23 protein-coding genes and 1 other RNA gene are annotated in these 26,584 nt (G+C 59.0%); 5 read left to right on the top strand and 19 right to left on the bottom strand.

The window, feature by feature from the left end; genetic code table 11:
- Nucleotides 1–570: 570 nt before the first annotated feature.
- A complete protein-coding gene (locus tag DD236_RS04540) occupies nucleotides 571–2,418 on the top strand; it encodes an acyltransferase family protein (protein WP_109093145.1) in 1,848 nt (615 codons plus the stop codon).
- Here DD236_RS04540 and narI read toward each other — a convergent pair.
- From narI to DD236_RS04515, 5 genes are read right to left on the bottom strand one after another with little or no spacing between them, the layout of a single operon-like run.
- Nucleotides 2,415–3,185, bottom strand: a complete 771-nt coding sequence (narI, locus tag DD236_RS04535; RefSeq protein ID WP_109093144.1) for a respiratory nitrate reductase subunit gamma — start codon at nucleotides 3,183–3,185, stop codon at nucleotides 2,415–2,417. The two genes, DD236_RS04540 and narI, sit on opposite strands and share 4 nt — an antisense overlap.
- Nucleotides 3,182–3,856 carry a nitrate reductase molybdenum cofactor assembly chaperone gene (gene narJ / locus DD236_RS04530; protein WP_207785680.1) on the bottom strand — a complete coding sequence of 225 codons (675 nt, stop codon included), beginning with the start codon at nucleotides 3,854–3,856 and terminating at the stop codon, nucleotides 3,182–3,184. Before narJ ends, narI begins: the two co-directional genes overlap by 4 nt.
- Nucleotides 3,849–5,384: a nitrate reductase subunit beta gene (gene narH / locus DD236_RS04525; RefSeq protein ID WP_109093142.1), complete on the bottom strand. Its 1,536-nt coding sequence runs from the start codon at nucleotides 5,382–5,384 to the stop codon at nucleotides 3,849–3,851. The genes narJ and narH overlap by 8 nt, the downstream gene beginning before the upstream one ends.
- Entirely contained in the window at nucleotides 5,384–9,073 is a 3,690-nt protein-coding gene (locus tag DD236_RS04520) for a nitrate reductase subunit alpha (protein ID WP_109093141.1), read from the bottom strand. Before DD236_RS04520 ends, narH begins: the two co-directional genes overlap by 1 nt.
- Nucleotides 9,074–9,087: 14 nt before the next feature.
- Nucleotides 9,088–10,452, bottom strand: a complete 1,365-nt coding sequence (locus DD236_RS04515) for a nitrate/nitrite transporter (protein WP_109093140.1) — start codon at nucleotides 10,450–10,452, stop codon at nucleotides 9,088–9,090.
- A gap of 215 nt (nucleotides 10,453–10,667) precedes the next feature.
- On the opposite strand from DD236_RS04515, the gene DD236_RS04510 reads away from it, so the two are divergent.
- Entirely contained in the window at nucleotides 10,668–11,216 is a 549-nt protein-coding gene (locus DD236_RS04510) for a MogA/MoaB family molybdenum cofactor biosynthesis protein (protein ID WP_109093139.1), read from the top strand.
- On the opposite strand, the gene DD236_RS04505 is transcribed toward DD236_RS04510, so the two are convergent.
- The 9 genes from DD236_RS04505 to DD236_RS04465 form a co-directional block, all read right to left on the bottom strand.
- On the bottom strand, nucleotides 11,213–11,734 hold the full coding sequence (locus tag DD236_RS04505; RefSeq protein ID WP_207785679.1) for a universal stress protein: 522 nt from the start codon (nucleotides 11,732–11,734) through the stop codon (nucleotides 11,213–11,215). The two genes, DD236_RS04510 and DD236_RS04505, sit on opposite strands and share 4 nt — an antisense overlap.
- Nucleotides 11,735–11,736: 2 nt before the next feature.
- Complete coding sequence (locus DD236_RS04500) at nucleotides 11,737–13,017, bottom strand: SLC13 family permease (RefSeq protein ID WP_109093138.1); 1,281 nt, start codon at nucleotides 13,015–13,017, stop codon at nucleotides 11,737–11,739.
- 117 nt (nucleotides 13,018–13,134) lie between these two features.
- Nucleotides 13,135–13,590, bottom strand: coding sequence for a hypothetical protein (locus DD236_RS04495; protein WP_109093137.1), 456 nt, complete (start codon nucleotides 13,588–13,590; stop codon nucleotides 13,135–13,137).
- Nucleotides 13,591–13,783: 193 nt separating this feature from the next.
- Nucleotides 13,784–14,872 carry a type 2 isopentenyl-diphosphate Delta-isomerase gene (fni, locus tag DD236_RS04490; RefSeq protein WP_109093136.1) on the bottom strand — a complete coding sequence of 363 codons (1,089 nt, stop codon included), beginning with the start codon at nucleotides 14,870–14,872 and terminating at the stop codon, nucleotides 13,784–13,786.
- Nucleotides 14,869–15,972, bottom strand: coding sequence for a phosphomevalonate kinase (locus DD236_RS04485; protein WP_109093135.1), 1,104 nt, complete (start codon nucleotides 15,970–15,972; stop codon nucleotides 14,869–14,871). Before DD236_RS04485 ends, fni begins: the two co-directional genes overlap by 4 nt.
- Nucleotides 15,969–16,961 (bottom strand): diphosphomevalonate decarboxylase, encoded by a 993-nt coding sequence (mvaD, locus tag DD236_RS04480; protein ID WP_207785677.1) that lies wholly within the window; start codon nucleotides 16,959–16,961, stop codon nucleotides 15,969–15,971. The genes DD236_RS04485 and mvaD overlap by 4 nt, the downstream gene beginning before the upstream one ends.
- On the bottom strand, nucleotides 16,958–17,914 hold the full coding sequence (mvk, locus tag DD236_RS04475; RefSeq protein ID WP_109093133.1) for a mevalonate kinase: 957 nt from the start codon (nucleotides 17,912–17,914) through the stop codon (nucleotides 16,958–16,960). The genes mvaD and mvk overlap by 4 nt, the downstream gene beginning before the upstream one ends.
- Nucleotides 17,915–17,925: 11 nt before the next feature.
- The gene (locus DD236_RS04470) at nucleotides 17,926–19,278 is read right to left on the bottom strand and encodes a tripartite tricarboxylate transporter permease (protein ID WP_109093132.1); all 1,353 of its coding nucleotides are present in this window, start codon (nucleotides 19,276–19,278) and stop codon (nucleotides 17,926–17,928) included.
- On the bottom strand, nucleotides 19,278–19,622 hold the full coding sequence (locus tag DD236_RS04465; protein ID WP_109093131.1) for a hypothetical protein: 345 nt from the start codon (nucleotides 19,620–19,622) through the stop codon (nucleotides 19,278–19,280). Before DD236_RS04465 ends, DD236_RS04470 begins: the two co-directional genes overlap by 1 nt.
- Nucleotides 19,623–19,877: 255 nt before the next feature.
- Here DD236_RS04465 and DD236_RS04460 point away from each other — a divergent pair, with 255 nt between their 5' ends.
- On the top strand, nucleotides 19,878–20,180 hold the full coding sequence (locus DD236_RS04460; protein WP_109093130.1) for a DUF2249 domain-containing protein: 303 nt from the start codon (nucleotides 19,878–19,880) through the stop codon (nucleotides 20,178–20,180).
- A 4-nt stretch (nucleotides 20,181–20,184) separates the two neighbouring features.
- On the opposite strand, the gene DD236_RS04455 is transcribed toward DD236_RS04460, so the two are convergent.
- Entirely contained in the window at nucleotides 20,185–21,315 is a 1,131-nt protein-coding gene (locus tag DD236_RS04455) for a sialidase family protein (protein ID WP_133246053.1), read from the bottom strand.
- A gap of 195 nt (nucleotides 21,316–21,510) precedes the next feature.
- On the opposite strand from DD236_RS04455, the gene fucP reads away from it, so the two are divergent.
- On the top strand, nucleotides 21,511–22,896 hold the full coding sequence (fucP, locus tag DD236_RS04450) for an L-fucose:H+ symporter permease (protein ID WP_109093128.1): 1,386 nt from the start codon (nucleotides 21,511–21,513) through the stop codon (nucleotides 22,894–22,896).
- Nucleotides 22,896–24,191, top strand: a complete 1,296-nt coding sequence (locus tag DD236_RS04445; RefSeq protein WP_109093127.1) for an ABC transporter substrate-binding protein — start codon at nucleotides 22,896–22,898, stop codon at nucleotides 24,189–24,191. Before fucP ends, DD236_RS04445 begins: the two co-directional genes overlap by 1 nt.
- 347 nt (nucleotides 24,192–24,538) lie before the next feature.
- Here the strand turns inward: DD236_RS04445 and DD236_RS04440 are convergent, their stop codons facing one another.
- The 4 genes from DD236_RS04440 to smpB all read right to left on the bottom strand — a co-directional run bounded on the left by DD236_RS04440 (nucleotide 24,539) and on the right by smpB (nucleotide 26,510).
- On the bottom strand, nucleotides 24,539–24,925 hold the full coding sequence (locus DD236_RS04440; protein ID WP_109093126.1) for a type II toxin-antitoxin system VapC family toxin: 387 nt from the start codon (nucleotides 24,923–24,925) through the stop codon (nucleotides 24,539–24,541).
- A complete protein-coding gene (locus tag DD236_RS04435) occupies nucleotides 24,922–25,179 on the bottom strand; it encodes a type II toxin-antitoxin system Phd/YefM family antitoxin (RefSeq protein WP_109093125.1) in 258 nt (85 codons plus the stop codon). The genes DD236_RS04440 and DD236_RS04435 overlap by 4 nt, the downstream gene beginning before the upstream one ends.
- 217 nt (nucleotides 25,180–25,396) lie before the next feature.
- Nucleotides 25,397–25,766: a transfer-messenger RNA gene (gene ssrA, locus DD236_RS04430) on the bottom strand.
- A gap of 219 nt (nucleotides 25,767–25,985) precedes the next feature.
- A complete protein-coding gene (gene smpB / locus DD236_RS04425; protein ID WP_109093124.1) occupies nucleotides 25,986–26,510 on the bottom strand; it encodes an SsrA-binding protein SmpB in 525 nt (174 codons plus the stop codon).
- Nucleotides 26,511–26,584: the final 74 nt, after the last annotated feature.

Raw genomic sequence — 26,584 nt, 5'->3', positions numbered from 1 at the left:
GGATCAAGGACCCGTGTGGGCCACTGGGAAGAATCTATCCGAAAATGTCCAAAACTTCTGCATCGATACACGACGGGTTTCCTTAAAGGCCGCCAGTTTTCGTTGCAAGCGAAGCCTTGGACACCTTGCATACTGCCACATCTTGCGAGCTCATGGAACGCTGACGTGCCGCGAGTTCTCGGCAATTTGGGCCATTGTGACTGCTGAATCTTTCCACAGCCCGCTCCGCGTCTTCTTCTGAGGCGGTTTCTTCAGTTCGCAGCGTTGAGGCGTGAAACGGCGTGATTCCGAGGCTTTCTCCGCTATGTAACAAGACAATAGGCGGGGATGCTTAATGTGGCTCGGTTTAGCGCGACTCTCCATGGAGTCTGGTGGCCCGGAAACGGCGTAGGTACGCGACTCGCCGGCGGGCGTGGTGGGTGGAGGCGGCACACAACCGGCCCGATATCCATAGTTTTCCAAGGTTCGCCGTGAGCTGAAACGGCGCTGTGCGCGGCAAATCACGGGAGTTTTGACCTTCCGCGGCGCGTACCCAAGGGCAATCCGGCTGCTACCTCATAGCCTTGGGACATGAGCCAAAGCGTGCGATCTATGGCGGGGCGAACCCGCACGATTCGACGTCCACAGAGAATTCGCGGACTCGATGGGCTGCGTGCGCTCGCGGTGGTTGCCGTGCTGATCTTTCATTTGCGGCCTGCCTCCCTTCCGGGTGGCTTCATTGGCGTTGATATTTTCTTCGTGGTCTCGGGCTTCCTGATTACTTCGCTGTTGATTCGCGAGCGTGCATCCAAGGGTGGGGTGGATCTTGCCCACTTCTGGCTGCGCCGGGCTAGGCGCCTCCTGCCAGCGGTGTTCCTTACGGTGATCGTTTCAGTTACGGGCGGCCTGATTCTTGGCAACGATCTGCTAGTGGGAATCTTTCGCCAAACAATCGGCGCTCTCACCTTCTCGACGAACTGGGTGGAGATCGCTGCTGGGTCCTCGTATTTCGCGGGGACCTCGCCACAGCTTTTTGCGCACTTTTGGTCGCTCGCGGTTGAAGAACAGTTCTATCTTTTGTGGCCACTGCTGTTCATCGCGCTCATGGCGTTCACGAGGAACTGGACTCAACGCATCGCCGTCGCTGGTGGAGGCGCGGTCCTCTCTGCACTTCTCATGGGAATTCTGGTCACGCCGGGCCAGGATGTCACGCGCGTGTATTACGGCACGGACACCCACGCCTTCGGCTTACTTCTGGGTGTCACTCTCGCGTTCATCTGGGCGGGCACAAGATGGCTTGACCATCCGGCGTTCACTCAATTCTCACCGCTTATTGCACTCGGATCGGCCGTTGGAATCGTGACCCTGATGGTTACGTTGGACGAGAACTCCACCTTCACGTTCCGCGGCGGGCTCTTCCTCGCATGCCTCCTGACCGCAATCCTCATCGCCTCACTGCTCCCTGAGAATCGATTCCTGCTTTCCCTCGCTGAGGCACGGCCGGTTGAGTGGATCGGAGTGCGCTCCTACGGCATCTACCTGTGGCACTGGCCCATTTTCCTCATGTTGACGGCACTTCTGCCTGCGGCTGCTCCGGACTCCGCCATGAACTGGACCGTACGCGCGCTCGCCCTCGTGCTAACGCTACTCACCGCTGGATGGTCCTACCAGACCGTGGAACAGCCCGTGCGGACGCGCGGATTCCGTCAATGCACCACCGACAGCATTGGGGCCATTCGGGGAACGCGACGGGCACCCAGAATCGCCGCCGGACTTGTTGCGGCGCTCATCGTCTGCACCGTGGTAGGAATCGCAACCGCTCCCGCCAAATCCTCCGCGCAAGCTGCCATTCAGGAGGGCGAGTCCAGCTTTGTCTCGCCCCCGAGTGCTGCACCATCGGATGATACAGCCACTTACACGCGAGATCCTGAAGCCGATTTCTCGGTACCAGAGGGCAATGAAATCACGGGCTTTGGCGATTCGCTCCTTGTTACCGCCTCTGGCGGACTCGCCCGCCAGTTCCCCGATATCCAGTTGGACGCAAAGTCCAATCGGAAGTGGAAGGATGCAGAGGAGATCGTGCGGGCAAACCTCGATGCCGAAACTGTGCGCCGAGCCATCATCATCGACTTCGGAACGAACGCCGGAGTCCCTGACGAACAAGTTGTCCGCAACGTCCTTGATATGCTCGGCCCAAATCGCATGATCGTTGTGGTGAATATTTACGGCACCTCGACGTTCGTCACGCCTGCGAATGAACTGCTGGCCGACATCGTGGACGGCTACCCCAACGCGATTATTGCTGATTGGCATGCCGCCGCGAGCGCGAATCCGGATATGCTCCAGCCGGATCAGACCCACCCCAATATAGCGGGCGCAGATCTCTTTGCCGAAACCGTTCAAGCTGCCTTCGAGGAGCTAGCGGATCAGCATTCTTAGGCCCCTTCGGAGGGATCGCCGTTCACGGTTCCTTCGCCAACCGGGCTCCACCCGCGAGCACGATCCCGCGTGCTGACGGCTGCATCGCGCGAGCGGTACACGATGTAGGGCCGGGTCACGTAGCCGATAGGTGCCGAGAACATATGGACGAGTCGCGTGTACGGAATGATCGCGATCAGGAGGATACCTGCAATCACGTGAAGCTGGAAATCTAGCGGGGCGCCCAACATGAGATCAATCTTCGGGTTCAGGGTGAAGATAGAACGCAGCCACGGAGAGATCGTCTCGCGGTAGTCATACCCGCCCTCTTCGCCGAACACTTGGTGGTGGAAGGTGGCGAAGGCGCCGAGCAACAGCGGAATCGTCAGCGGGAGCAGCATGACCTTGTCATTTCGGGTGGTCTTGCGGCGAACACTCGGATACTTAAAGCGCCTAATCATGAGAAGTACGAACCCAGCAATCGCCATGACCGCGGCAACCGCCCCGGCTCCGGTAGCCACCAGATGGTACGTGTGCTGGGAGACGCCAACCGCCTCTGTCCAGCTCTTCGGGATGAGCACGCCCAAGACGTGCCCAAGGAACACGAAGATAATACCCACGTGGAAGAGCGGGGAGCCCCACCTCAAGATCTTCGACTCATGCAACTGGGAGGATCGGCTAGTCCAACCGAACTGATCGGTTTTCCAACGCCAAACGATTCCCACAATGAAAACTGTCAGCGCCACGTATGGGAACACGCCCCACAGTGCGATATCTAGAGTGCTCATGATCGTGCCTTCGTAGGAAATGGTAGGTCAGTGATACCCACGAGTTCGCTCGGTGGGCCCTGCCGAATGAGGTTGTGATAGCGCTGCTTGGCTTCCTGCTCGATCGGAGGAAGCACGTGGCAAATGGCGGTGAGAATCGATTCCCACGGGGAATCAAGCTGAAAGAGTGCCGTTCTCAGCACCTCGAGAGCGTCCCGGTGGGCTGGCAGCACGTCCGTTACAGCGGGATCTTCGCATTTGGCGCAAAGTTCGAGCACCACAGGAAGATAATCGGGAAGCTCGCCGCCAAGCTGCTCGAATCCGGCCCTGCGGTAAAGCTCCCGAAAGGCCAACAGCGCCTGACCACGCTGCCGCGTGTCCCCCACCGCGTAGTAGGAGAGCTCAAGGGCACACTTGCGCCGCTCATCGAAGGTTGCCACGAAGGACACCTCCACGCCACGCTGGCCTGCCTCCCGTGCCCAATCGCAAAAGCGGGAAAAGCACGCCGCGACCGGCGCAGGAAAACTACTCTCTTCCACCGCGTCAAGGCGCCGCGAGAAATCTGCTCCCGGATAGTCCAGAAGGAGTGAGGCCGCCATCAACACCTGCCGCCGCGCTTCCATCGGGAGTTCAACATAGGTAGCGTCAGGTGGGACCGCTTTGGAAAAGCGTGGGCGAGTTCGGTTAGACACTGGTTCCTCCTGGACGCCGCGGCAGGAGTTCCACCATCACCTTGTTGCCCGAAAAGCCCGGGCCGCCCATGCCCACGCCGCCGGTTCCATCCAACGAGCATCGGAAATCATCGAGCGAGCGCTCGATCTCCGGATGGGCGTTGGGGATAACGTATCGATCCTCATACTTGGCGATCGCAAGGAGACGATACATCGCCTCAATTTCCTCGCCCGTCATGCCCACGGCGGCGGCGATCTCCTCGTTCCCTTCACCGCCGAGGTGAATATCGCGCATGTAGGAACGCATCGCGGCTAGGCGCCTCAGAGTCTTCTCCGTCACGGCCAGATTGCCGCCCGCCAGCAACGAGGCCAGATACTCCAGCGGGATACGCATCCGCGAAATCGCCGTGAGCAGGATCTTGCCGTCCTCTCCATCGTTACCGGAAGCTGTCACCTCATCCACGATCGGAGAGAGCGGCGGAACGTACCAAACCATCGGCAGCGTGCGGTACTCCGGGTGTAGCGGGAGCGCCACCTGATACTCATGGATCAGCTTGTAAATCGGCGATTCCTGCGCGGCCTCAATGTAGCTGCGCGGCACGCCTTCCGCGAGCGCCCCCTCAATCACCTCGGGATCACGGGGATCAAGCAGAATCTGACGCTGAGCCTCATAGAGATCCTCATCGCGCTCAGTGGCGGCCGCCTCTCCCACACGGTCGGCGTCGTACAAAAGAACACCTAAATACCGTAGGCGCCCCACACACGTTTCCGAACATACCGTCGGTTCCCCAATCTCAAGGCGCGGGTAACACAGCGTACATTTCTCCGCCTTACCGGTGGTGTGATTGAAGTAAACCTTCTTGTAGGGGCATCCGGACACACACATGCGCCAGCCGCGGCACTTATCTTCATCAACCAGGACGATGCCATCCTCGCTGCGCTTGTACATCGCACCCGAGGGGCACACGGAGACGCAGGTGGGGTTCAGACAGTGTTCGCAGATCCGTGGCAAGTAGAACATGAAGGCGTTTTCGATCTGCGCCTTCACCTCAGCGCCCGAGGCCGCAATCACCGGATCGTCCTGCATGGTCTCCAGCGAGCCACCCAGATCGTCATCCCAGTTCGGTCCCCATTCGGGAGCGTTGATGTGTTCACCCGTCATCTGGGATTTGGGACGGGCCACAGGGAGTGCCGAGGAGTCCTTTGGGGCCGAAAGCAGCTTCTCATATTCGTAGGTCCACGGCTCGTAGTAATCGGACATCTCGGGAAGATTCGGGTTAGCGAAGATGTTCGCGAGGCCTTTGAGACGCCCGCCCTGACGGGGGACAAGCTTGCCATTGGCCTTGTGGACCCAGCCGCCCTTATTTTCTACCTGATCCTCCCAACGCCGCGGGTACCCAACGCCCGGGCGGGTCTCCACGTTGTTAAACCACATGTATTCCGTGCCCTCGCGGTTCGTCCACGCCTGTTTACACGTCACGGAACACGTGTGGCACCCAATGCACTTATCCAGATTCATGACCATCGCGATTTGCGCCATGACCTTCATCAGAACGTCACCTCCTGGCTGCGGCGCCGGATCATCGCGACCTCATCACGCTGATTTCCGGTTGGGCCGATGTAGTTAAATGCGTATGTGAAGTGCCCGTACCCACCGATGAGGTGAGAAGGCTTGATGAGGATGCGCGTGAGCGAGTTATGCGTGCCACCACGCTTGCCCGTCTTCTCATTGAGCGGGGTTCCCATCGTGCGCTCCTGCGCGTGATACATGTACACCGTGCCCTCGGGCATTCTGTGGGACACGATGGCGCGGGCGCTCACCACGCCGTTCCGGTTGTGGACCTCGATCCACTCGTTATCGCGCACCCCGATCTTCTCCGCATCCTGCGGGCTCATCCACACGGTTTGCCCGCCTCGGCCAAGCGTGAGCATGTGCAGATTGTCGTAATATTGGGAGTGGATCGCCCACTTATTGTGGACGGTCAAGTAGCGAACCGAGACCTCGGCACCGCCGCTTCCGTCCTCCAACACTTGGCCCGGTGCCGCCTCGCCATACAAATGCATGAGATCCACCGGCGGGCGGAATACCGGGAGTTGTTCGCCCATCTCGCGCATCCAATCGTGATCCATGAAGTAGTGCATGCGCCCCGAGAGCGTATGCCACGGCTTGGAGTACTCCTTGTTCACGGCAAAAGCGGTGTAGCGCCTACCGCCATGCTCGGAACCGGACCATTCGGGCGAGGTAATCACGCCCTTGGGCTGGGAGACGATGTCCGCGTACGTGATGAGCTTCTCCTCGTCGCCAGCGGCCAGCTCCGAGGCGTCATGGCCCGTTCGCTGGGCGAGGTTCTTCCATCCTTGAACCGAGAGCTTGCCGTTCGTGGTACCCGAAAGTGAGAGCACCATCTGCGCTGCCTTCACAGCCGTGTCCACTGCCGGGCGCTGACCAATCGAAGTATCGATCAGCCCGTTTCTCTTACCGAGATCCTCCACCACGGCGGCGGGCTGGAATGCCACGCCCTTGGTTGCCATCCCGACCTTTTCGGGGAGCGGCCCAATCGCGTTAAACTTCTCAGCGATCTTCGTGTAATCGCGTTTTACCGGGATAATCTTCGGCATGGTGACACCGGGGACCCAGCCCGCGCTCTCCCGGTCTGGCACCACGCCGTGAGGCGTGTTCAGCTCATCGGGGCTATCGTGCCCCAGCGGTGCGGCCACCAGATCGGTACGCGCCCCTAGGTGCTTGACGCTCAGCTGCGAGGAGAGTTCGGCCAGCTCGCCGAATAGCTCGAAGTCAGTGCGCGCATCCCATGGCGGGGCGATAGCAGGATTGAAGGTGTGGACGAAGGGATGCATGTCCGTAGAGGAAATATCGTGCTTCTCATACCACGTTGCCGCTGGCAGCACCACGTCCGAATGCAGCGTTGTGGACGTGTTGCGGAAGTCCGCCGTAACCATCAGGTCCAGCTTTCCCTCCGGAGCCTCGTCCCGCCACGCCATGCGTTCGGGACGAACTCCCTCCGGCAGTTCCTCAGCCTGAACATCATTATCGGCACCAATCATGTGCCGCAGGAAGAACTCCGTGCCCTTGGCCGACGATCCAAGCAGGTTGGTGCGCCAGTTGAAGAGAACCTTCGGATGATTCTGGAACGCGTCCGGATCCTCCACCGCGAAGTGAAGGCGGCCTTCGGCCAGCTCCCGCGCCACGTATTCGCCCGGAGCGAGACCAGCTTCCTTCGCCTCGTCCGCTAGGTCAAGCGACGAGCGATCGAACTGCGGATACCCGGGCATCCAGCCGCGCTGGGTGGCCTCTACCAGCGAATCGGCGAAGCTCATATCGCCTAGTTCTCCGCGGGCCAGTGGAGAGGAGATTCGCTCTACCCGGCCAGCGTCATACCGCCACTGATCTGTGGTGAGGTACCAGAACCCGGTAGAAATCATCTGGCGGGGTGGGCGCGACCAGTCTAGCGCCATGGCGTATTGTTGCCAGCCGGTGATGGGCCGAACCTTTTCCTGGCCCACGTAGTGTGCCCAGCCTCCACCATTAACTCCCTGAGTCGCACACATGGACGTGAGCGCCAGCATGGTCCGATAGATCGTGTCCGAATGGAAATAATGATTGGTTCCCGCGCCCATGATGATCATGGAGCGTCCGCCTGAATCCAGAGCGCTCTGGGCGAACTCGCGCCCAATCCGCTCGGCCGCAGCGGCGGGAACGCCCGTGAGCTCTTCCTGCCAGGCCGGGGTACCCAGACCCGAGGCATCGTCGTACCCCGAAGGCCACTCCCCTGGCAATCCGTCGCGCCCCACGCCGTACTGGGCAAGCAAAAGATCGTACACGGTGGTGACGAGCTTGCCAGCCACGCGGCGAACAGGAACTCCCCGCTTGATTACGCCAGCGCCGATGGTGCCCGGCCCCGATTCGCCCACCAGATCGAAGCGCGGGAGGGACACCTCAACCGATTCGCCTCCATCCGCGTAGAGCGACATCACCGGATCCACCCCGGGCATATCGAGGTTCCATTTGCCCTGCCCAGCGTCCCCGTAACGATCGGCCAGAGTGCCACCTGGGTCCTTGACACTGCCATCCTCATCCATCACGAGGAGGCGATACTCGGCGCTTTCGCTAGCGGCGAGTTCCCCGCCCATATCCGAGGCCGTCAGGAACTTCCCGGCCGTGTACTGGCCGTCATCTTCAGTCTCGATCGTGATGAGGAACGGCGCGTCCGTGTGACGCTTCATATAATCGAGGAAGAACTCCTCCTGACGCTTCACGTGGAATTCGCTCAGAATCACATGTCCCATTGCCATGGCAAGGGCGGCATCCGTCCCGGGGTGCACACGGAGCCACTCATCGGCGAATTTGGTGGAATCGGCGAAATCCGGCGAACACACCACAACCTTCTGGCCGTGGTAGCGTCCCTCGGTCATGAAGTGAGCATCCGGCGTGCGCGTGACGGGAACGTTGGATCCCCACAGCATGAGGTAATCGGAGTTGAACCAATCGCCGGCTTCCGGCACATCCGTCTGATCGCCGAACACCTGAGGCGAGGCGGGAGGGAGGTCCGCGTACCAGTCATAGAAGGACAGCATCGAGCCGCCCATGAGTTCCAAATAGCGTGAGCCGGCGCCGTAGGAGACCATGGACATCGCGGGGATCACGGAGAAGCCAGCCACGCGGTCCGGCCCGAAGTCCTTAACGGTAGAGACGTGGGCGGCGGCCACGATCTCCGTGGCCTCTTGCCACGTGGTGCGCACCATTCCACCCTTGCCGCGGGCGGACTTGTATGCGCGCGCCTGCTCAGGATCGCTTGTTACCTCGTGCCAGGCGAGGACTGGATCACCCGTGCGTTTCTTTGCGGCACGGTAGAGGTCCAGCAGCTTGCCGCGCACGTATGGGTGGCGGATGCGGGTTGGCGAATACTCGTACCACGCGAAGGCGGCCCCGCGCGGGCAACCTCGCGGTTCGTATTCGGGCATGTCCGGACCAGTTGTGGGGTAGTCAACCTCTTGGGATTCCCACGTGATCATCCCGTCCTTGACGTACACCTTCCACGAACATGAACCCGTGCAGTTCACCCCGTGGGTTGAACGCACGATCTTGTCGTGGCTAAAACGCTGGCGATAGAACGCATCGGCTTGCCGCCCACCCTGCAAGAAGAGCTGGCGCGCATCTCCCGATGCCTCGCCTTGACGCAGGTGAGCACCGAGCGTGAAGAGTGAAGTTTCAGAACTCATCGTGACTCCTTGAATTAACCCGGGAAGGGTGCGTGCTTGCGTGCGTACATCACCCAGCACAACACCGAGCAGGCGAGGCAGTAGATGACGCAACCGATAAAGAAGGACTGGACACTGAAGCTGGCCAGTGCCATACCAACAAAGAATGGCCCAAACGCCGCGATGGCGGCCGTGAAGCCGATCGCCCCGCCCGCCTGCCTCTTCGGCATGATCATGGGCATCTGCTTGAACGTTCCCGCGTTGCCGATCCCGGCGAACACGAAGAAGGCAAGCATCCCGATGAGGAATGGCGTGAACTGGTCCGGGTTGGACGGGTTGAGGTTCGCCGCACACAGCGCCAACGTGGCTGTCATACCAACCCCGGACACAAACGTCCAGATTGCCCCGCCGAACTTATCGCACAGTGGCCCCCAGATCACGCGGACAATAGAGCCGATGAGCGGGCCGAGGAACGCATAGGTGACGCCCGACGGCAGCCCAGTGAGTCCCTGTTCAGCAAACTGGGAATCGTTGCCGAATGTGCTGTTGATGATCAGCGCAAACTGGGCGGATAGCCCGGAGTAGATTCCGAACGTCATGACGTATAGCAGCGTCATGTACCATGTGTTCTGATTGCCGAAGATGTCCAACTGCTGCCGGATATTTGCCTTGACGGGAACGTCCTTGAGGAGCCAGAAGGACAGAATCGCCGCCACGATGGCCCATGGAACGAAGAAGATCGCCGCGTTGAAAACCCACAGCGCCCCTTCATCACCTCGCATCGGGGCGATGAAGGTGATGCCGAACAGTCCGAATCCCATGAGCCACGGCCCGATAATTTGGATCACGGACATGCCGAGGTTTCCCACTCCCGACTGGATCGCGAGCGCAGTCCCCGAGAGCCGCTTCGGGAAGAAGTATCCAGTAGAAGGCATGTAGCCGGAGAAGGTTCCACCGCCGATTCCGCACAATACCGCGAGCAACATCAATGTTCCGAACGATGTACTCGTATCCTGAACGGCGAAGAACCACCCAACCATGGGAATGATGTAGAGCAGCGAGGACAGCCCCACCAGCATCCGCGTTCCCAGAATGGGAGGCAGAACCATGAAGACTAAGCGGAGAAGGCCTCCGGACAGGCCGGGCATCGCGGTGAGCCAGTAGAGCTGCGCGGACGATAGATCGAAACCGATCTCGTTGAGCTTGGGCGCGATGGCGGAAACCATAAACCACACGCAGAACCCAAGGAACAACGAGTATGTGGAAACGATGAGGGTTTTCCACGCTACCTTCGAATCCCACCGCTGCGGATCTTCGGGATCCCACCCAACGATCACATGTCCCGACGTATCGAGTTCTGGCAGCTTCTGCTCAGAAGATTCGTCTGCACTGACACCCATGCTGACTCCTGATCCCTTGTGGGTAGATTTATTTAACAAGCTATAGCCCGTGTTTATTTGCTACCCTCAGCTTAGGGTGATTTCTCTAGTGAATCACCTTGAATGCCCTAGTTTCTGCCCTTATTTACGTGAGACTTTTGTTTCGCAAATAGCTTCCACGTTTGGGACGGCGACGAGCGCAGTTCACTAGAATCAACAGACAGAGAGGCAGCAGTATGTCCCCGGCCGAGCGTCCCATGCGCGAGATGGATCGCGACATCGCTGGATCCATCATCGTCATTAACAATGCGATCTTCGATGGTGAACGAGAGGACACCGCGGGCCCACTAGCACTCAGACTTCTGGAGGAAAACCGCGTGCATGTGAACCGTACGCACGCCGGCGAAACCCGGAGCTTCCTCAAGTACGCGCGTGAGGACTACTCGGCCGTCGTCGCCACAATTAACGAAGCTCTCAACGAAGGGACCCGTTTCCTCCTCACCATTGGCGGTACCGGAATCTCGGCCGGAGATGTCGCGCCGGAGGCGACGGCACCGTTCCTCGACGTAACGATGGATGGCATCGCTCAGGAGATTCGCCAGCACGGCCTCACTCAGACCCCGCTCGCCTCACTCTCCCGCGGACTCGTGGGCATCACGCACCGTGGCAAGGGAGGCACCCTCATCGTTAACGCGCCAGGATCGCGAGGCGGCGTCAAGGATTCGCTCGCAGTGGTGTGCAAGCTGCTCCCGCACATCTTCGAGCAGCTGGACGATCAGGACTAGCTCTTCCGCTTATCGCGCTCGTGTGGCAGGTTTGCCGGGTCTTCTTCCGCCGGGATTTCTTCAGGAATTGAATCAAGCGAAGGCGTTTCACCCGGCCACAACAGTGCTACTGTGCACGGGGCATGGTCAATAACAAAGCGGGTATGGCGCCCAATGCTGTTAGGTCCAAGGCGCGACCTATCGCCATCCCGGGCAAGAATCAACAGGTCCGCATCCGCGCAGGCCTCAGTAACAACACGTTCGGTGCGCCCCACCACAAGCTTGGTTTCCGCCTCACGCCGTATAGCCTTGTATGCCTTATCCAGTAGATCCTGAGCAGCGTCCTTGCTGAGCTTGTCGTAGTACTGGTGTCCAGGAGCGTGGCCGCGCCCCATAAGTCCCGAGAGAATACCCGAGGGGATGTTCTCTTGCGTATCGGCCGCCGCCACGAGCGTGATCTCATCTTCCGTTGGCCGCCGCGCTGCCGTATCCACCACTGTGTTCCACGTTCCGGGGGCAACCCATGCCACAACTCTCATCTTTATACTCCCATCAATTGAGTAGCGCCCCACAGGGCACACGTACAGGCCACGAGGCTCACCGGAACGGTGAATAGCCCGAGCCGAGTAAACTCCGTAACTTCCGTCTCTTGGTCACGAGCCGCGAGGATTCTTCGCCAGAGCAAGGTGGCCAGAGATCCAACGTAGGTCAGGTTTGGCCCGATATTAACTCCCACGAGCACGGCGAGTATCGCTGGCGGCCCCGCATTGGCCACCAGCGGCAGCAGCACCAGAACAGCGGGCAGGTTATTGACAATGTTTGCGAGAAGGGCGGCTATAAAGGCCAATACGAGCATCGAAAGAAGGCTCGTTCCTTCCGGCAGGACATTGCTTAACGCATCGGAAAGTCCATTATCCACCACGGCCCGGACCACAATCCCGAGGCTCAGAACAAAGAGGATGAACCAGACGTTGATTGACTTGAGTAGGTCAACCACTTGCCCGCCCCGCGGCTCTGCACCCACAATGAGTCGCTTGGCTGCGAGCAACACAACGCCCACTAGCGCCGCCCAGAACGTGTCAATTCCCAGCGGCGAGCACAGGACGAAACCCACCAGCGTCAGCGCCACCACCGCAACGGCAAACTTAGGTACTTCTATCCGATCTCCTTGGCCGGTGCCGCCGTTGCCACCATCACCAACACGGAGCCCCAGATCGCCGCTGAACTGCCAGCGGAACACGCAATACTCAATGGCCAGCGAGACCAGCCATGGCACGGCCATCACCGCGGCGAACATACCAAAACTCAGACCCGAGGCATTGAGAGCCAGCAGATTCGTCAGATTGGATACCGGAAGCAGCAAGGAGGCAGAGTTAGCAAGATGCGCGGTGGCGTATACGTGCGGTTTCGGCCGCATTCCCAGCCGTGAAGCGGTAGTGAAAATAACGGGCGTCAGAAGAACAACAGTCGCATCCAAGCTGAGTACTGCCGTGGTCAGCGAGGCCACAACAAACACTAGCGTCAAGAGCCGCTTGGGATCGCCGCGAGAACCCGATGCCATCAGCTGCCCCGCCGTGAGGAAGAGCCCTTCCTTTTCGGCAAGATTCGCCAACACAAGTACTGCGGCCAAGAATCCTACGGTCGGGGCAAGAGTGCGCGCCTCGTCACCGGCAGTTGCCAAATCGATAGCTCCAACAAGCACCACCAACAGTGCCGCCGGCACGGCCGCAACCGCTTCTGGAAGCCCTTTCGGGCGCACCACGGCGAAGACTAAGACAGCGATGAGAAGAGCAATCGAAAACCACTCCATCGCGTTGTTCATGACAGACACGTCCAATAGTCCGGCCGCCCCAGAAGCCTTGTCAATGCCTGTCCAGAGCCAGCACGTCCTTGAAATCTTGCATCAATTCTCCGTGTGGGTTCTTCCGACGAAGAATCCCTACCCGAACAATCCAGCCTTCTTCCAGCCACAGTACTCGAGGTAGCCGCGCACAGCATTCTTGATGAGTTCGGTGTCCAGCGTGGATTTCACCATGCCAACGTTGCCCTCATCTTTGTTCTGGCCAAACCCGAAAGAAACCGATATTTCCGATGACTTACCTTTGAAACTTGAGCTGCTCGAACCAAAGCTCAGAGTCCCGCCGTTCAGAGAAACGTTGGATGATTTCTCCGATGAGCTTCCTGTTTCCTTCCACTTACCGTTGTTCTTCAAGGTTGCTACGAACGTGTAGTTCCGCTCCTCATCAGTGACGGATTCCGGCCCAAAGAACCGTGCATCCATCCATTTCCAACTCGCGATGATCGAATCACCCGCGACGGTTACCGTCCACGGCTGATCATCGTAATTAAGCGCTGCGGGCGCGTCCAACAAGACCTTCTGCTTATCCAATGCCATGCTGATGAGCTTATACGCAGGCACCTCCCACCAGAAGACGCTATCTCTCCCATACGGAACAACTCCGATTAAAGATTTTTTGCCGACGACGTTTCCTCACGTACGCACCAACCTCGGCCAGTTGGTGCGAGGGTGGGGCTTCGTCGTCGTTGCCCGAGATTGCGTCAAATCTCCGTGCGTTGGGTGCGCAAGGCTAGAGCTCGCTGCGGCGCGCCAACTCCGGCAAATCGATCCCCCGAAGGTTCGCAAATTCCGCTGTCTTGCCCGAGACCAGAAGATCCGTCTGGAGCAGCGCGGGCACGTTCGGAGTACCCAGCAGCGTCATCAGCGTGCGGACTTCTTCGGTCCACGAGGTCAGTTCGCTGATGAGGGCCTCGATGCCCTCTTCGATGAGCAGGTGAAGAAAATGCCCTGACACGCCCACGGCCCGGGCACCCATAGCCAGGGCCCGCACTACATCAAAGGGGCTACGTACTCCCCCGGAGGCCAGAATCTCAACGTGGTGCCGGGGATTGGCTGGCTGGACCGGGAAATCACCGAGGGTCTCGAGCAGACATTCAACAGTGCTTTGCCCCCAGCCCGCGAGATAGCTGTAGGCGCGATCGCCGCGCCGCCGCTTCTCAATTGCCGCGAAATCCGTGCCACCGCGTCCGCTCACGTCCACTGTGTGTACTCCATGGGCCCTCACCTGCGCGATGGACTTGGAGGAGAGTCCGAATCCTACTTCTTTGACCACAACGGGAACAGGTACCTCTGCGACAATCTCCTCGATGCGATCAAGCCATCCGCGGAAGTCATGATCACCCTCGGGCATAACCAGCTCTTGGGCAGGATTGACGTGGACTTGCAGCGCATTAGCATCAAGCAGCTGAACGGCCCGGCGTGCATTTTCGGCAGTCACTGTGGGACCGACATTGGCGAAAATGAATGCCTCGGGAGCGTTCTCCCGGATCACCTCGAAGGAAGGAGCGAGGCTTGGGTCTTTCAGCGCCACGCTCACCGAACCGCTGGCCATCGCCACACCGGCCGTTGCCGCAGCCTTCGCAAGGTCCGCGTTGATGCGCCCGGTCATCTCGCTGCCGCCCGTCATCGCGTTGATGTAGAACGGCACCTGCCAGGGGCTTCCGGTCACGGACGTGCTGATATCAACGCTCTCGCGTGAGAGTTCGTTGAAGGATTGGTGCATGAATCGGATATCGTCGAACCCGTTATGCTGCACGTTGCGGAGCTCCTCGGAGATCCGGACGTGGTCATCTTTGCGTGCGGAATCGCGCCCACTCATTGCTCCACCCCTCCTTCCGGCTGGTGAACGTAAAGGTTCAGTACTCGAATATCTGCCCGCTCCCATGAGGCGAGCAAGCCATCGATATCCGCATCGTTGCTAATCAGAACGATGCCGCAATCCCCACCTCCGGCGCCAGATGTTTTGGCCGCCCCACCGTGTTCCTCTGCGGTCTCGATGAGGTGACGCAGCTTTGGGGTCTCGATCGTGATGCCGGTGCGTTCGCCAAGCTGGCGCAGCAACTCCCGATTCCGCCGAATCGCGGCGAACACTGCCTCATTATCTCCGTCATTGAGGCCCGAGACGAGGGACGTCACGCAGCGGGCGCTCTCAGCGAGGAACTGGGGATAGTCCATCCCGCCCTGAGTTTTGCGGGACTGCACACCGCCAACAAGGCGCGAGGTGGAGGCCGGGGAGGCCGTCCATCCCACGAGCAACCTGAGATCGGCAGGCGGCGCCACACGGTTGACCGATAGACCTGGCCATTCGGTCTTGAGCAGCTCCACAACAGAATGCCCTGCAGCCCGCTGCTCCCGCGCCCATGCCCTATCGAAAGCGGTGTAGGCGATCCAGCCTCCGAACATGGAGGCTGCAACGTCTCCCCCGGATCCCGAGCGCTGGACCTCGATGCTGGCGAGGAGCGCCAGCTTGAGCTGCTCCAGCCGAGAGAGATCCAAATCGTAAAGCTCGCAGAGGGCGCGGATGGTTGCCACGGTCACCGCGGCCGACGAGCCGAGCCCGAACTTGCGGCCGGAATCATCATCCAGCTCGCTCGTAATGTTGAGATCGAAGATCCGCAAACTCTCACCAAGCTCGCGTGCGGCTTCTTCCACAATGCGCATGGCGGCTAATACAAAGCTGAAAGGAGCCTCATCCGGTTCGATGACCATATCGGTATCGCGCCGGTACCACTCCAACCAGCTTCCGGCGTTCAGATCTGAGGTGATGTGCCCGGTATCGTCTGAACTCTTCACCTGAACGGTGACGTAGCGATCAACAGCCACGAGTACCGCGGGAAAACCCGTTTCCACAACGGCGTATTCGCCGGCCACATAGAGCTTGCCCGGCGCCCGAACCTCGATCGCCCACGGCTCGCTCATCGTGTCACCGTCAATCCTGGTCCGGCGTGAGCAACCACCGTATCCATCCCGGGTACCGAATCCTTCAGCCGGGACTGCAACCAGGCCTCCAGCTCCGCCGCGCGCTTGGTACTGGTGAGCACCTTGACGTTGGGCCCAGCGTCCATCGTGGCCCACGCGGGAAATCCCGCCGCCCGGGCATCCTTCACGGCTTGAAGCGCCGCACAGCTGGCATCGTTCATGTAATTGATCGGCGGGTTGGCCGCACGCATCGCCGCGTGCATGCCCAAGGCGTTGGCCTCGGCCGCCTCACCTAAACGCGGAAGATCACGATCCGCTACTGCAGCGAGCGCCTCACGAAGGTGCCCTGCATGCTCTGCCACCCACGACTCATAAAGAGGAGATGTATCAACCGTGCGCCGCATGCCGTCTCGGCTTGAAACCGCCTTCGGGCCAGAATTCAGCACTAGCACCACAAGGGAAATCTCCTGAGCGAAGCCGTGATCTACCACGGGGTCCGCGAATGACGTTTCGTCGCTGTCCCCCGCGTGCCAAATCGCCAAACCCCCGAAAATCGAGCGCGACGCCGATCCGGAACCCCGCCTTGCCAGTCGGGACAGCTCCCGATCGCTCAGCTCAAGCCCCGCCGCAACAGCCGCCGCACCAGTGAGCGCAGCAAAACCCGAAGCCGAGCTAGCCAGCCCGGCAGCCGTAGGCACCATGTTCTCCGACGTCACCTTCGCAGGCTGATCGATCCCCGCACGCTCCCGGACCAGATCCAGCAGGCCACAGATGCGTTCAAGTGGGCGTCCGCTAACCGTCGCGCCATCCAGAGTTGCCTGATCAGCCGCAGTAGGTTCGAGAGAGGAGAAATCAACCGTCGTCGTCGTAAATAAATCATCCAAAGTTAAGGAGAGGCTCGAAGTAATCGGGATAATAAGATCTTCATTGGCCTTACCCCAGTACTTGATGAGCGCGATGTTGGCGTGCGCGGTGGCCGTTGCCTTCACGCAACCACCTCGTTGAGGAGCGGCGCGTGGGTCCATGTGGCTCGCGCCCCGGCCTCGCGCATGGCGTCGCTGATCCTCTGTGCATCCTCGTAGCTGTGGGCCAACGCGATCACGCAACCACCCCCGCCACCGCCCGTGAGCTTGCCGCCAAGCGCGCCAGCATCCAATGCGGCGTACACGAGTTCATCAAGCTGCACAGTGCTCACACCCAAATCCGCTAGGATCCCGTGCGATTCCGTCATCTTGATACCAAGCTGGCTAATATCGCTGCTGCGAAGGTTATCCACCGCCCCCTCGGCAATCTTTCCAAGACGCGACAGGGATTCCTGAGTTTCGCGGAACGAATTCTCATACAACGAGCGCACGTGCCCAACGGTCTCCCGCGTGCTGCCGTGGATCCCGGAATCGGCGATGACGATCCAGGCATCCAGCGGAAGACCCAAATCAGTGGTGCGCCCAGCTTGGAAATGGACTGGCGAGGTTGCCGAGGTAGTCACGGCATCAAGACCAGAGGGCTGGCCGTGCGCAATCGTCTCCGCCTCTTGCGTCAGGGTGAAAATCTCGTGCGCGGTAGCCTTCGCATCATAGGCGTTCAATACCGCGCGAATAACCGCGCCAGCCGCCGCCGCGGAGGAACCCAGCCCGCGCTGGGCAGGGAACTCCGATTCGGTGGTGATGCTCAACAGGCCATCCGGATCGCCAACAAACTCCGCCGCAACCTCGCGCGCCCTCAAGATACTCGCGAAATGCGCGGGGGCCTTACTGATCGGCCCGGACCATCCAAGCCCCGTAAGCGTGCCCTCATCGTGGCCACCACGTACGGGCTCCACGCGAGCAGTCATCTTGAGCGAGTGCATAGGCAGTGCAATGGCAGGATAGCCGTACACCACGGAGTGCTCTCCGAGGAGGATAATCTTGGCCACGGTCTGGCCGGTTCCGACGTGTGGAATCACGAAAGCCTTTCCTATAGCAGGTTCATAACGATCCAGGGCGATGCATATAGCGTCATAAACTGTACCCCGTAACCCACGCCTAGCTTATTGAAGGTGCCACAAGCCACGCCAACCAAGAGCACGCCGAAGATATTTGCCACCCCAGCATCCAAGTAGGCGAGCAGAAGGATAAACCCTACGAACAGCCCAAGGACTGCCTCGTGAGGGATATATCGCATGACGAAGTACGTGATCTGGTAGGAGTAGCGCACTGCGATGTAATAGGTGACCGCGAGCGCCAAGAGCGCACCGATCACAACAGCCGCGATGAACTCCGGAGTGCTGAGCATGTGATGCAGGTTGTTCTCAAGGGAGAGCACTGGCGGCGCGTTGAAGAGCGCCTGCGCCGGCCCAATCGCCACAGGTGAAAGCGGGATACCGATCGCGAGCAGCGGGATAATCGTGCCGGACAGGTAAGCGGAGTGGGCAATTCCGTTCATCGCCGTTATTGACCGGTTGGCCTTGTCTACATGACTCCCGCGGCGCCCCTCCGATGCCTTGCCCAGCAGGAACGTCAAGCCAACCGGGCTCAAGAAGAAGAGGAACGGCGTCACGAAGGACATGAGCGCAGTCCATGCGGCCTCGGCCTTGGTCAAGATGTTCTTAGGGCTGAGGGATTGGCCCTTCATTTCCTCGCGGGAGATATTGAGGGTTGCCGGGGTACGGCGCGGCAGCGTTTCGCGCGTCTTGCGATTGAGAAGCTGGAGGATCGAGACCAGCATGGGGCCGATCGTGATACCGAGGAAGAAGGACACGGTAATACTGCCGTCTTCTGGGATGACACCCTGATCGCGGTACAGCGAGATAAGCCCCTGGAACAGCAGAGACATCGGGATGATCGCGAGCAACGAGAGCAGCCGGTTTCCACCTAGGAGGGCCAGCACAATCGCCCCAAATACAAAGAGTAGAGTGCCGTATTCGCGCAGCGTTTCCGCGTACTGCGCGATGGCGGCAGCAATGGCTAAGCTCACCGGGATCGCCACGATGGTGCCGATTCCGCTTCCTGCGGCCATCTTCTTGATGGTCTCCGCCGCCCTTCCCTTGTCCTTGAGGTAGAGCGAGTGCTCCATCATAGGCGTGGAAAGCACTCCACCTGGAAGTCCAACTAGCGCGGTCGGGATGGCGTTGGTGAGATTCAACGTGACGATTGCGGCGATAAAGAAGGCGAGCACCACCACGGGAGCAACCCCCGCCAGCACCAACGCGAGGGTCACCGGAACCAGAACGCTCGTCTCATCCGTGCCCGGGATAAAACCGATAAAGGTGTACAGCAAAATCGCGGCGATGGCCGCGATAGGAATCTGGAGAAGCAGCGTCATGTCCATTACCGGGCCTCCCCCTGAGTGCCGCTTCCGGCGAACTCCTGATCGGACTGGATCGCCGGGGCCGCCGGGCCTGCCGCCAGATCCTCCGCCTCGACGATCTCAACCACACGCTTCGGTTTGAACACTACCGCGCTGATAATGAAGCCAAGTACGGCTCCTCCGAGCCCCCACATAAACAGGCTTGAAGAAAGCAGGGTCGCGAGTCCCAAGGCGATAGCAACGCAGCCACCGCAAGATACGAGGGACCACGTCAAGTCACGCGGCGATACCAAATCGTTCCAAACCTCGATGTATTCTTCCCCCTTTTGGGGAGAACTCGCACCGGAAAGATCAGATTTTGGCATAGTCACCGTCAGTTCTGGTTCGGAAATGGACTGTCACAGTATAGCCCGGTCGCCGATAGGCGCGAAAAGGCCGTGACTCACAGTGTCCGGAATCATGGCGTTGGACGAAGGTCCCACAGAATTTTCGGCACCTTCGCCTACTTCCCCGGAAGTTTCGTTTTAACGACGACGACGGACCGGCCCCAACCTTGCAATCACATGAATCGCGCAACTAGATTAAACACGTAATAAACCGTGCTAAATACAGGAGTACCCATGATCCATGAGATCCCTCTAACCGATACCACCGGACAACACGACTGCGGGTGTTCGGAAACATTCGACATGGAGTTCGATGTACGCCCGGTTCCCCACGCCATCCGCCACGGTGCAGTCTTCGGCGCGCTATCCAGCTTGAAGGTGGGTTCTGGATTCGTGCTGATTGCCCCTCACGATCCCAAGCCGCTGCTGGCGCAGATCGCCGATCGTTACGGCGATGCGATTGAGGTCGGCTACGTGGACCGCGCCGGCGACGGCGTTGGAGTTCGGCTGTTCAAGTCCCGGGCCACGGCGGAATAGCAGATCAGCGCTGCTCAGCGAAGGCCTTCCAGGTCACGCCATCGTCGTATGAAATAAAACTACGTCCGTTCCCACGTCCAGCAAGCCACGATGGATAGTTGGCAGTTACAACAAGGCCACCATCAACTAGTCTGGCCGATTCCACAAATTGTGCCGTGGCATCGGTACCCTCGTGGAACGGGAGCACAAGCTCGCTCCACGTCCAGCCGCCGTCCGTCGTGATCATGGCGGGCGGCGGAGTATCGGACGAGGAGGATCCGAAGCCAACAACGTGGATATCGGCGTCAACCGCTGAATACGAGTAGAACGAAACGCTATCGGCAATGGCGCCGCGTTCTTCCCACGTATTGCCGTGATCGCTGCTGGCAACAGCAACGAATGCACCGTTGCCTGCCATGGCGGTATCCACCTGCGCAATCCCGAACGTGAAGCCACCAACTTCCTCAGAATCGATCACCAATTCATCAAGTTCTGGGGCCGGGTAGGAGGGTTGTGGATCGGAGGTTTCAGTGCTGGCCTCAGGCGGAACCACGTCGATGCTCGGCACCTGCTCTGGTTCCTGCGGCAAAATCCACAACAGTCCACCCATCATGCTTTGCAACAACCAAGGATCTGAATTCTCGGAGTCATCTGTCCATCGTTGCTCACCAGCCTCAATGCCAGCTCTGCCCATCAGGAAGGGCCCCTTGTATTCGTGATAGGTGTACAACGGGTCCAGAAACCCGGCGTTGCATTCGTAATATTTGGTGCCTTCAACGGTTACCACGCGACAATCCTGAAAAGTAAGAAATACGGCAAGGAGAGACAAGAAAGCGACGCCGATCTCGCAAAGAATAACAACTGCAACATTGATCATCGTTGCCGCATTTCCGATTGGCTGTCCCCTTTCCTTACGCAGGCGACGGAAGTAAATAGAAAGGAGGACGGGAAGCAACGCCACGTATGCGATAAGTACGGCAACCAGCGCGTTTGACACATTTGCCGAAAACGTCACCGACATGATTCCGTGAGTCTTTCCTCGCCAAGAGGGAACACCTGGTCCCCAACATTGCCAAGCAATCAAGGCAGCGGCCGCGACGGCAGTGGTCCACAAGAGCCACTTACCCGCTGCGGTCCGGGGTGCTTTGATCTTCACGCATCCTCCCCACTTAGGCTAGGTAGCCTCTCATCTCTATTTGCCCACGCTAGCCGCTCCGCGCCACACGTGAAGATGCCTAGAAAGGAACCTTTTACGTGACGTTGGCGTTCTGGTGGACGGAAACGCTCACTCTGGCTACTATAGCGACGAGTCCCACAATGATGAGGGATCCTAAAACAATAGGAGGTCGCCATGGCGAGCGACACAGCTGCAGCCCACCCGCAGTCCGACATCCCAGAGACGGGGCCGGCGAAGCGAGCAGTGAATAAACCCAAAGAGTCGATACTCTACCCTGGTGCAGCGCTCATGTTTATCGCTGTCATCGGGTGCTTTACGGCGTGGGGCATCGCTGCGGATCTGACAACTCCCATGGTGTCAGGGTTTAAACGGATCTTCGACATGAACGCGTTCCAGGCCTCTTTAGTACAGATGGCCTACTACGGTGCGTACTTCTTGTTGGCATTGCCCGCTGCGTTCATCAACGAACGGTGGGGTTACAAGGCTGGGCTCATCAGCGGACTGGCGTTAGCCACCGCGGGAGCGTTCCTGTTCTTCCCCGCCGCCAACATCATGACCTATGGCGCATTCCTCGTGGCACTGTTCGCAATCGCCGCGGGATGCTCAATCTTGGAGACATCCGCCAGCCCTTACGTCATTTCCTTGGGACCAGAGAAGACCGCGACACGCAGGCTCAACCTAGCGCAGGCATTCAACCCAGTGGGAACCAACATCGGAGTCCTTGTTGCCTCAACGATGATCTTGCCAACGCTCGATGCTCCAGTGAACTTGGCGGGCGCGGACGATGCGGCACTCCGGGAGGTTCGTGCCACCCAGCTGCGCGCGGTCATGGGGCCATACATAGCACTGGGCGTCTTGCTACTGCTTATCCTTGTGATTATCGCCTTCCAGAAACCACCGAAGTCGATGGTACAGGCCGCCGAGAAGGCTGAAGATGACGGGCAGACTGTAGGCCAAAAGATGCGCAGATTGTGGAACTCGAAGCGCTACCGCTACGGCGTGGTCTCGCAGTTCTTCAATCTCTCGGCTCAGGTGTGCTGCTGGACCTACATCCTCCAGTACGTCCAGCAGACAATGGACGGGTCTCTTCAGTTGGGAGCGCAGTTGCTTCAGGTCAGCCTGCTGATCTTCTTGGTGTCCCGCTTCTTCATGACATGGCTGATCGGCCACATCCAAGCTACAAAGGTGATGACCGTCCTTGGCACGCTGGCGGTTGCCATCTGTCTGTTCGCCGTTCTAGTTCCCGGACCAGCGGGAGTTGCCGCCCTCGTGTGCGTGTCCTTCTGCCTATCACTCATGTTTCCCACAATCTACGGAGTTGCCCTTGAGGGGCTGGGATCGGCAACAAAGTTCGGCGCCGCCGGCCTAGTTATGGCCATCGTTGGCGGAGCAATCATGCCGATGGTCCAAGGACGCGTCATGGACATGACGTCCGCGTCCACATCCTTCGTGGTGCCAGCTCTTTGCTTTGCTGTTGTCACCGCCTACGCGATCTACGACGTTCGGTTGACAAGACGCCTAAATTCGTCATCCAATTCTTCGTCCGCTGGGAGGTCATAATGAAAACCCACAACCGTCGAATGATGACACTAGGCGTTGCAATCTGCGCCGCCGGAGCCATGGCCCTCACATCGTGTTCCTCAGACCAGCAGTCGGGGGGAGAAACGGATGCCCTGGAGGTTTTGTCTTGGTGGACATCTGCCTCCGAACAGCCGGCACTCGATGTGCTGCTTGACGGCTTCTCTGCTGAGCACGAAGGAGTCAACGTCACCAACTCCAGCGTTGCTGGAGGATCCGGATCCAATGCCCAAGTTGTTTTGACATCCCGCCTAGCCTCTGGCAACCCGCCGGATGTCTGGCAGACACTCTCTGGCGGAAATGTAGAGGCGTGGGTGCGTGCCGCGTCAATCGCGGACGTGTCCGCGCTATATACGCCTGAGGTCACCGACGCTCTCCCTGACGCTGTCGTGGATTCTATGAGTGTGGACGGCAAGCAGTACGGTGTCCCCACAGGTGCACACCGAGCAAACGTCTTGCTAGCAAACACGGCCGTCTTGGACGAGCTGGGTATCACCCTGCCTACCGACGACACGACTCTGGACGAGTTCCTAGCTGATATCGAGAAGGTCTCTGCCGCCGGGGCCACCCCAATGTGCCTTGGTGGAAAAGACTCGTTCACCGTGGCCGGCCTATTCGAATCCGTGTTGTTGGCGCACGTTGGCCAAGATGGTTGGGATCGGATCAGTAACGACCGCTTCAACTGGTCGGGAGATGACGTTCAGGCTGCCCTTGCCGATTTCGGGACAATCGTGGACACCGTCGATCCACAGTCTTGGTCCATGACGTGGGATCAGGCTGCCACCTCGCTAGCTGAGGGAGACTGCGCGTTCGAGCAAATGAACGATTCGGCATACGCGGAGCTACGCGCGGCGTACCCTGACGATGCTGAGGACATCATCGCCGTGGCCTTTCCCGGAACGTCAGACACGTTCCTAGCGGTCATCGACACATTCGTCCAAGCCAAGGGAACGGTGAACTCAGCGAATGCTACCGCCTTCCAAGAGGCAATACTCGATCCCACCGTCCAAAGCGATTTCTCCGTTGTCAAAGGCTCCATACCCGTCCGCTTGGACGCCGACGTATCAGAGTTGGACGACGAGCAACTCGAATCAGTAGATGCCTTCCGCGAACTACCGATTCTGCAATCAATCTCCTACGGAGAGCTAGTCTCCCCAGCGTTCCAGCAGGGATTCTTCGATGCGGTGGATTCATTCGTGAACAGCCGTGATGCTTCCTCCTTCGCAGAGATCCTGGTAGATCGGGTCACGGGCGACCGGCCCGGACCAGCGGGGTGAGCGTCCCCGTGAGCTAGCTCAGCGAGGGATTCTGACGCTGGATTAGTCGAGTAGGCGGGCCGGGTTTCTCGGCCCGCCTTTCGCATCAGCGATGAAGACAACTCCGTACAGCAAAAATCCCTCCGACCAAGCGAATTGTTCAGCCAGAGGGATCTTGAAATTGTGGAGCTGACGCGGCGCGTGTCGAACTCTGTGCGGTGGGCGACCATCTGTTACTCACGTTTATCGTTGCGTGGCCTGATTTGAAGAGCGAGGTGGGCAGACAGACCCCAAGCACCATCACGACCATAGAGCCAAAGCTGAAGCGAGAATCAGTGGAAGGGGTTAATTGTCGAAACCTCGGTGTCTCATTCCAATATGTTGATTCCTAGACCACGCGTGGATTTCATGAGACGGTGATCGTTGGTCCAAAATTCAGTACATCCTGCAATTTGTGCAGCTGCCACATGTATCGAATCCGGCGTTTTCATCTGTGAAGCGGCCCGTAATTCGGCGGCCCTCATGAATGTTTCAAGGCCGAGGTCCAGTTGTTTGAATTGCGAATAGACAGCGACGTAACGGTCGCGAAGCTCCCAATCTGTATCTCGCAGCGGTCCCACTAAACACTCATGAAGCACAAGTGGACTTGTTGCGATAACTTCATCCGTTTGTGCGAGCTTCGCACGGACCTTTTCTCCCGTTTTATCATCAGCTTCGACGGCATAGATCACAATGCAACTGTCTAAGTAGATCATTCCCACGAGTCCCGGTTCTCATGAATACGTGCCTCAAGTTCGTTCGCGGAAGAACGAAGCCGATCCGGCAAGGGGTGTGCGGCCAACCATTGAGCAAGATCCGAACCTGTCATTGCGGATTGGGAGTCTTCGTACGGTACAACACGTGCAACTGGCCTACCCCTGCGGGCAATCACTACTTCCCCACCCCGCTCAGATTCACTGATGAGATGCGATAGAGAATCACGTGCCTCGTAAACGTTGTAGACCGTCATAACAACATCCTAGCCAACTAGATGTACATGTTGAAGAGCCATTCCCTTATAAGCGTTACCCACGGCCGTTCTCGTATTACCGGGCTGGAGTTGCCGATTCCCCGGGCTATCCCACGCTAGGAAGGCTAGAAATCGAATACCGTCGCACTCATCAAGAACAACTGCACAACAACAAACCCCTCTGACCAGACGGGCGCCCAGTCAGAGGGGTTTGAGTTTGTGGAGATGGCGAGAATTGAACTCGCGTCCGACGATCAAAGTCAAAGCCTTCTACGGGTGTAGTTTGCTGACCGTTGTTTTTGGCTCCAGCGTTCTCGCAAACAAGCCGCTGACGAACCTAGCCGCGTAAGAGTCCCGAGCGCGCCCGTGGCATACCCGCTCAGCAGTGGCTTTCTTAACGTCGCCAGTTATTGAGGAGAAAGCACCCTCAGTCTGACGGATTTCGAAGCTCGCTTAGGCAGCGAGGGCGAAATCGGTGCGCTTTGAGTTGGCACCTATTGGTTTGCAGAGAGTCGTTAACGAGATGACTCTGCATCCTCGACCCGCTTCTCTTCGGCAAGTAATCGCCGTCGAAACCGATCATCCCCTTATTCAGTTGTTAACCCGGCTGATCCGGAAACATGCGCACTAAAGCGCCTACATATCTTACAACACCTAGGGCCCGGAATCTATTCCCACCTATTGCCATGCAGTCGTCGAGCTACACCGTGCATGAGTGTTCGGTTAGGACGCGAGAGTTAGGTTCCGAACGTAACTCTCGCGACGGCAAGCAACTCTCCCGGCAAGCCGAACTCTCGCGCCGCGCCCTAGCCGCGTGCGCGCTTCCTAGCCGCGGACATAGCGCGCTCCGCCTCACGATCGGCCTCACGCCGCCGCAACGTTTCGCGCTTGTCCCACTCCTGCTTGCCCTGAGCCAGCCCGATCAGAACCTTGGCTCGCCCGCGTAGGAAGTACAGCTCGAGCGGCACGATCGTGTGGCCCTTGGCCTGGACCTTATCGCCCAGCCTACGGATCTCGTCTCGATGCAGCAGCAGCTTCCGCTTGCGAGTGGGAGCATGATTGGTCCACGTACCCATGGCGTAGACGGGGATATTGATCCCGTGAATCCACGCCTCGTCGTCACGATCGATCTCCACCCAGCCATCGATGAGCGACGCGCGGCCCATGCGCAGCGCCTTCACCTCGGTCCCGGTGAGCGCCAGCCCGGCCTCGTACGTATCGAGGATGTTGTAGTCATGACGCGCTTTTTTGTTGCGCGCAATGACCTGCTTGGCATCCGCCTCCGCCTTGGCTTTCTCGGCCGCGGACAGCTTGCCCGGTTTCTTCGCCATCAGTACACCTCCAATCCGTACGAACTGAAGATTCTACGCGGATTCCGCTTCGTTTCAAAGTAGGGCAACGACGA

It is taken from the genome of Ancrocorticia populi (genome assembly GCF_003123745.1).
Taxonomy (GTDB): Bacteria; Actinomycetota; Actinomycetes; order Actinomycetales; family Actinomycetaceae; genus Ancrocorticia; species Ancrocorticia populi.
The sequence above is the reverse complement of the archived record's forward strand: the minus strand, read 5'-3'. Positions and strand labels throughout refer to the sequence as shown.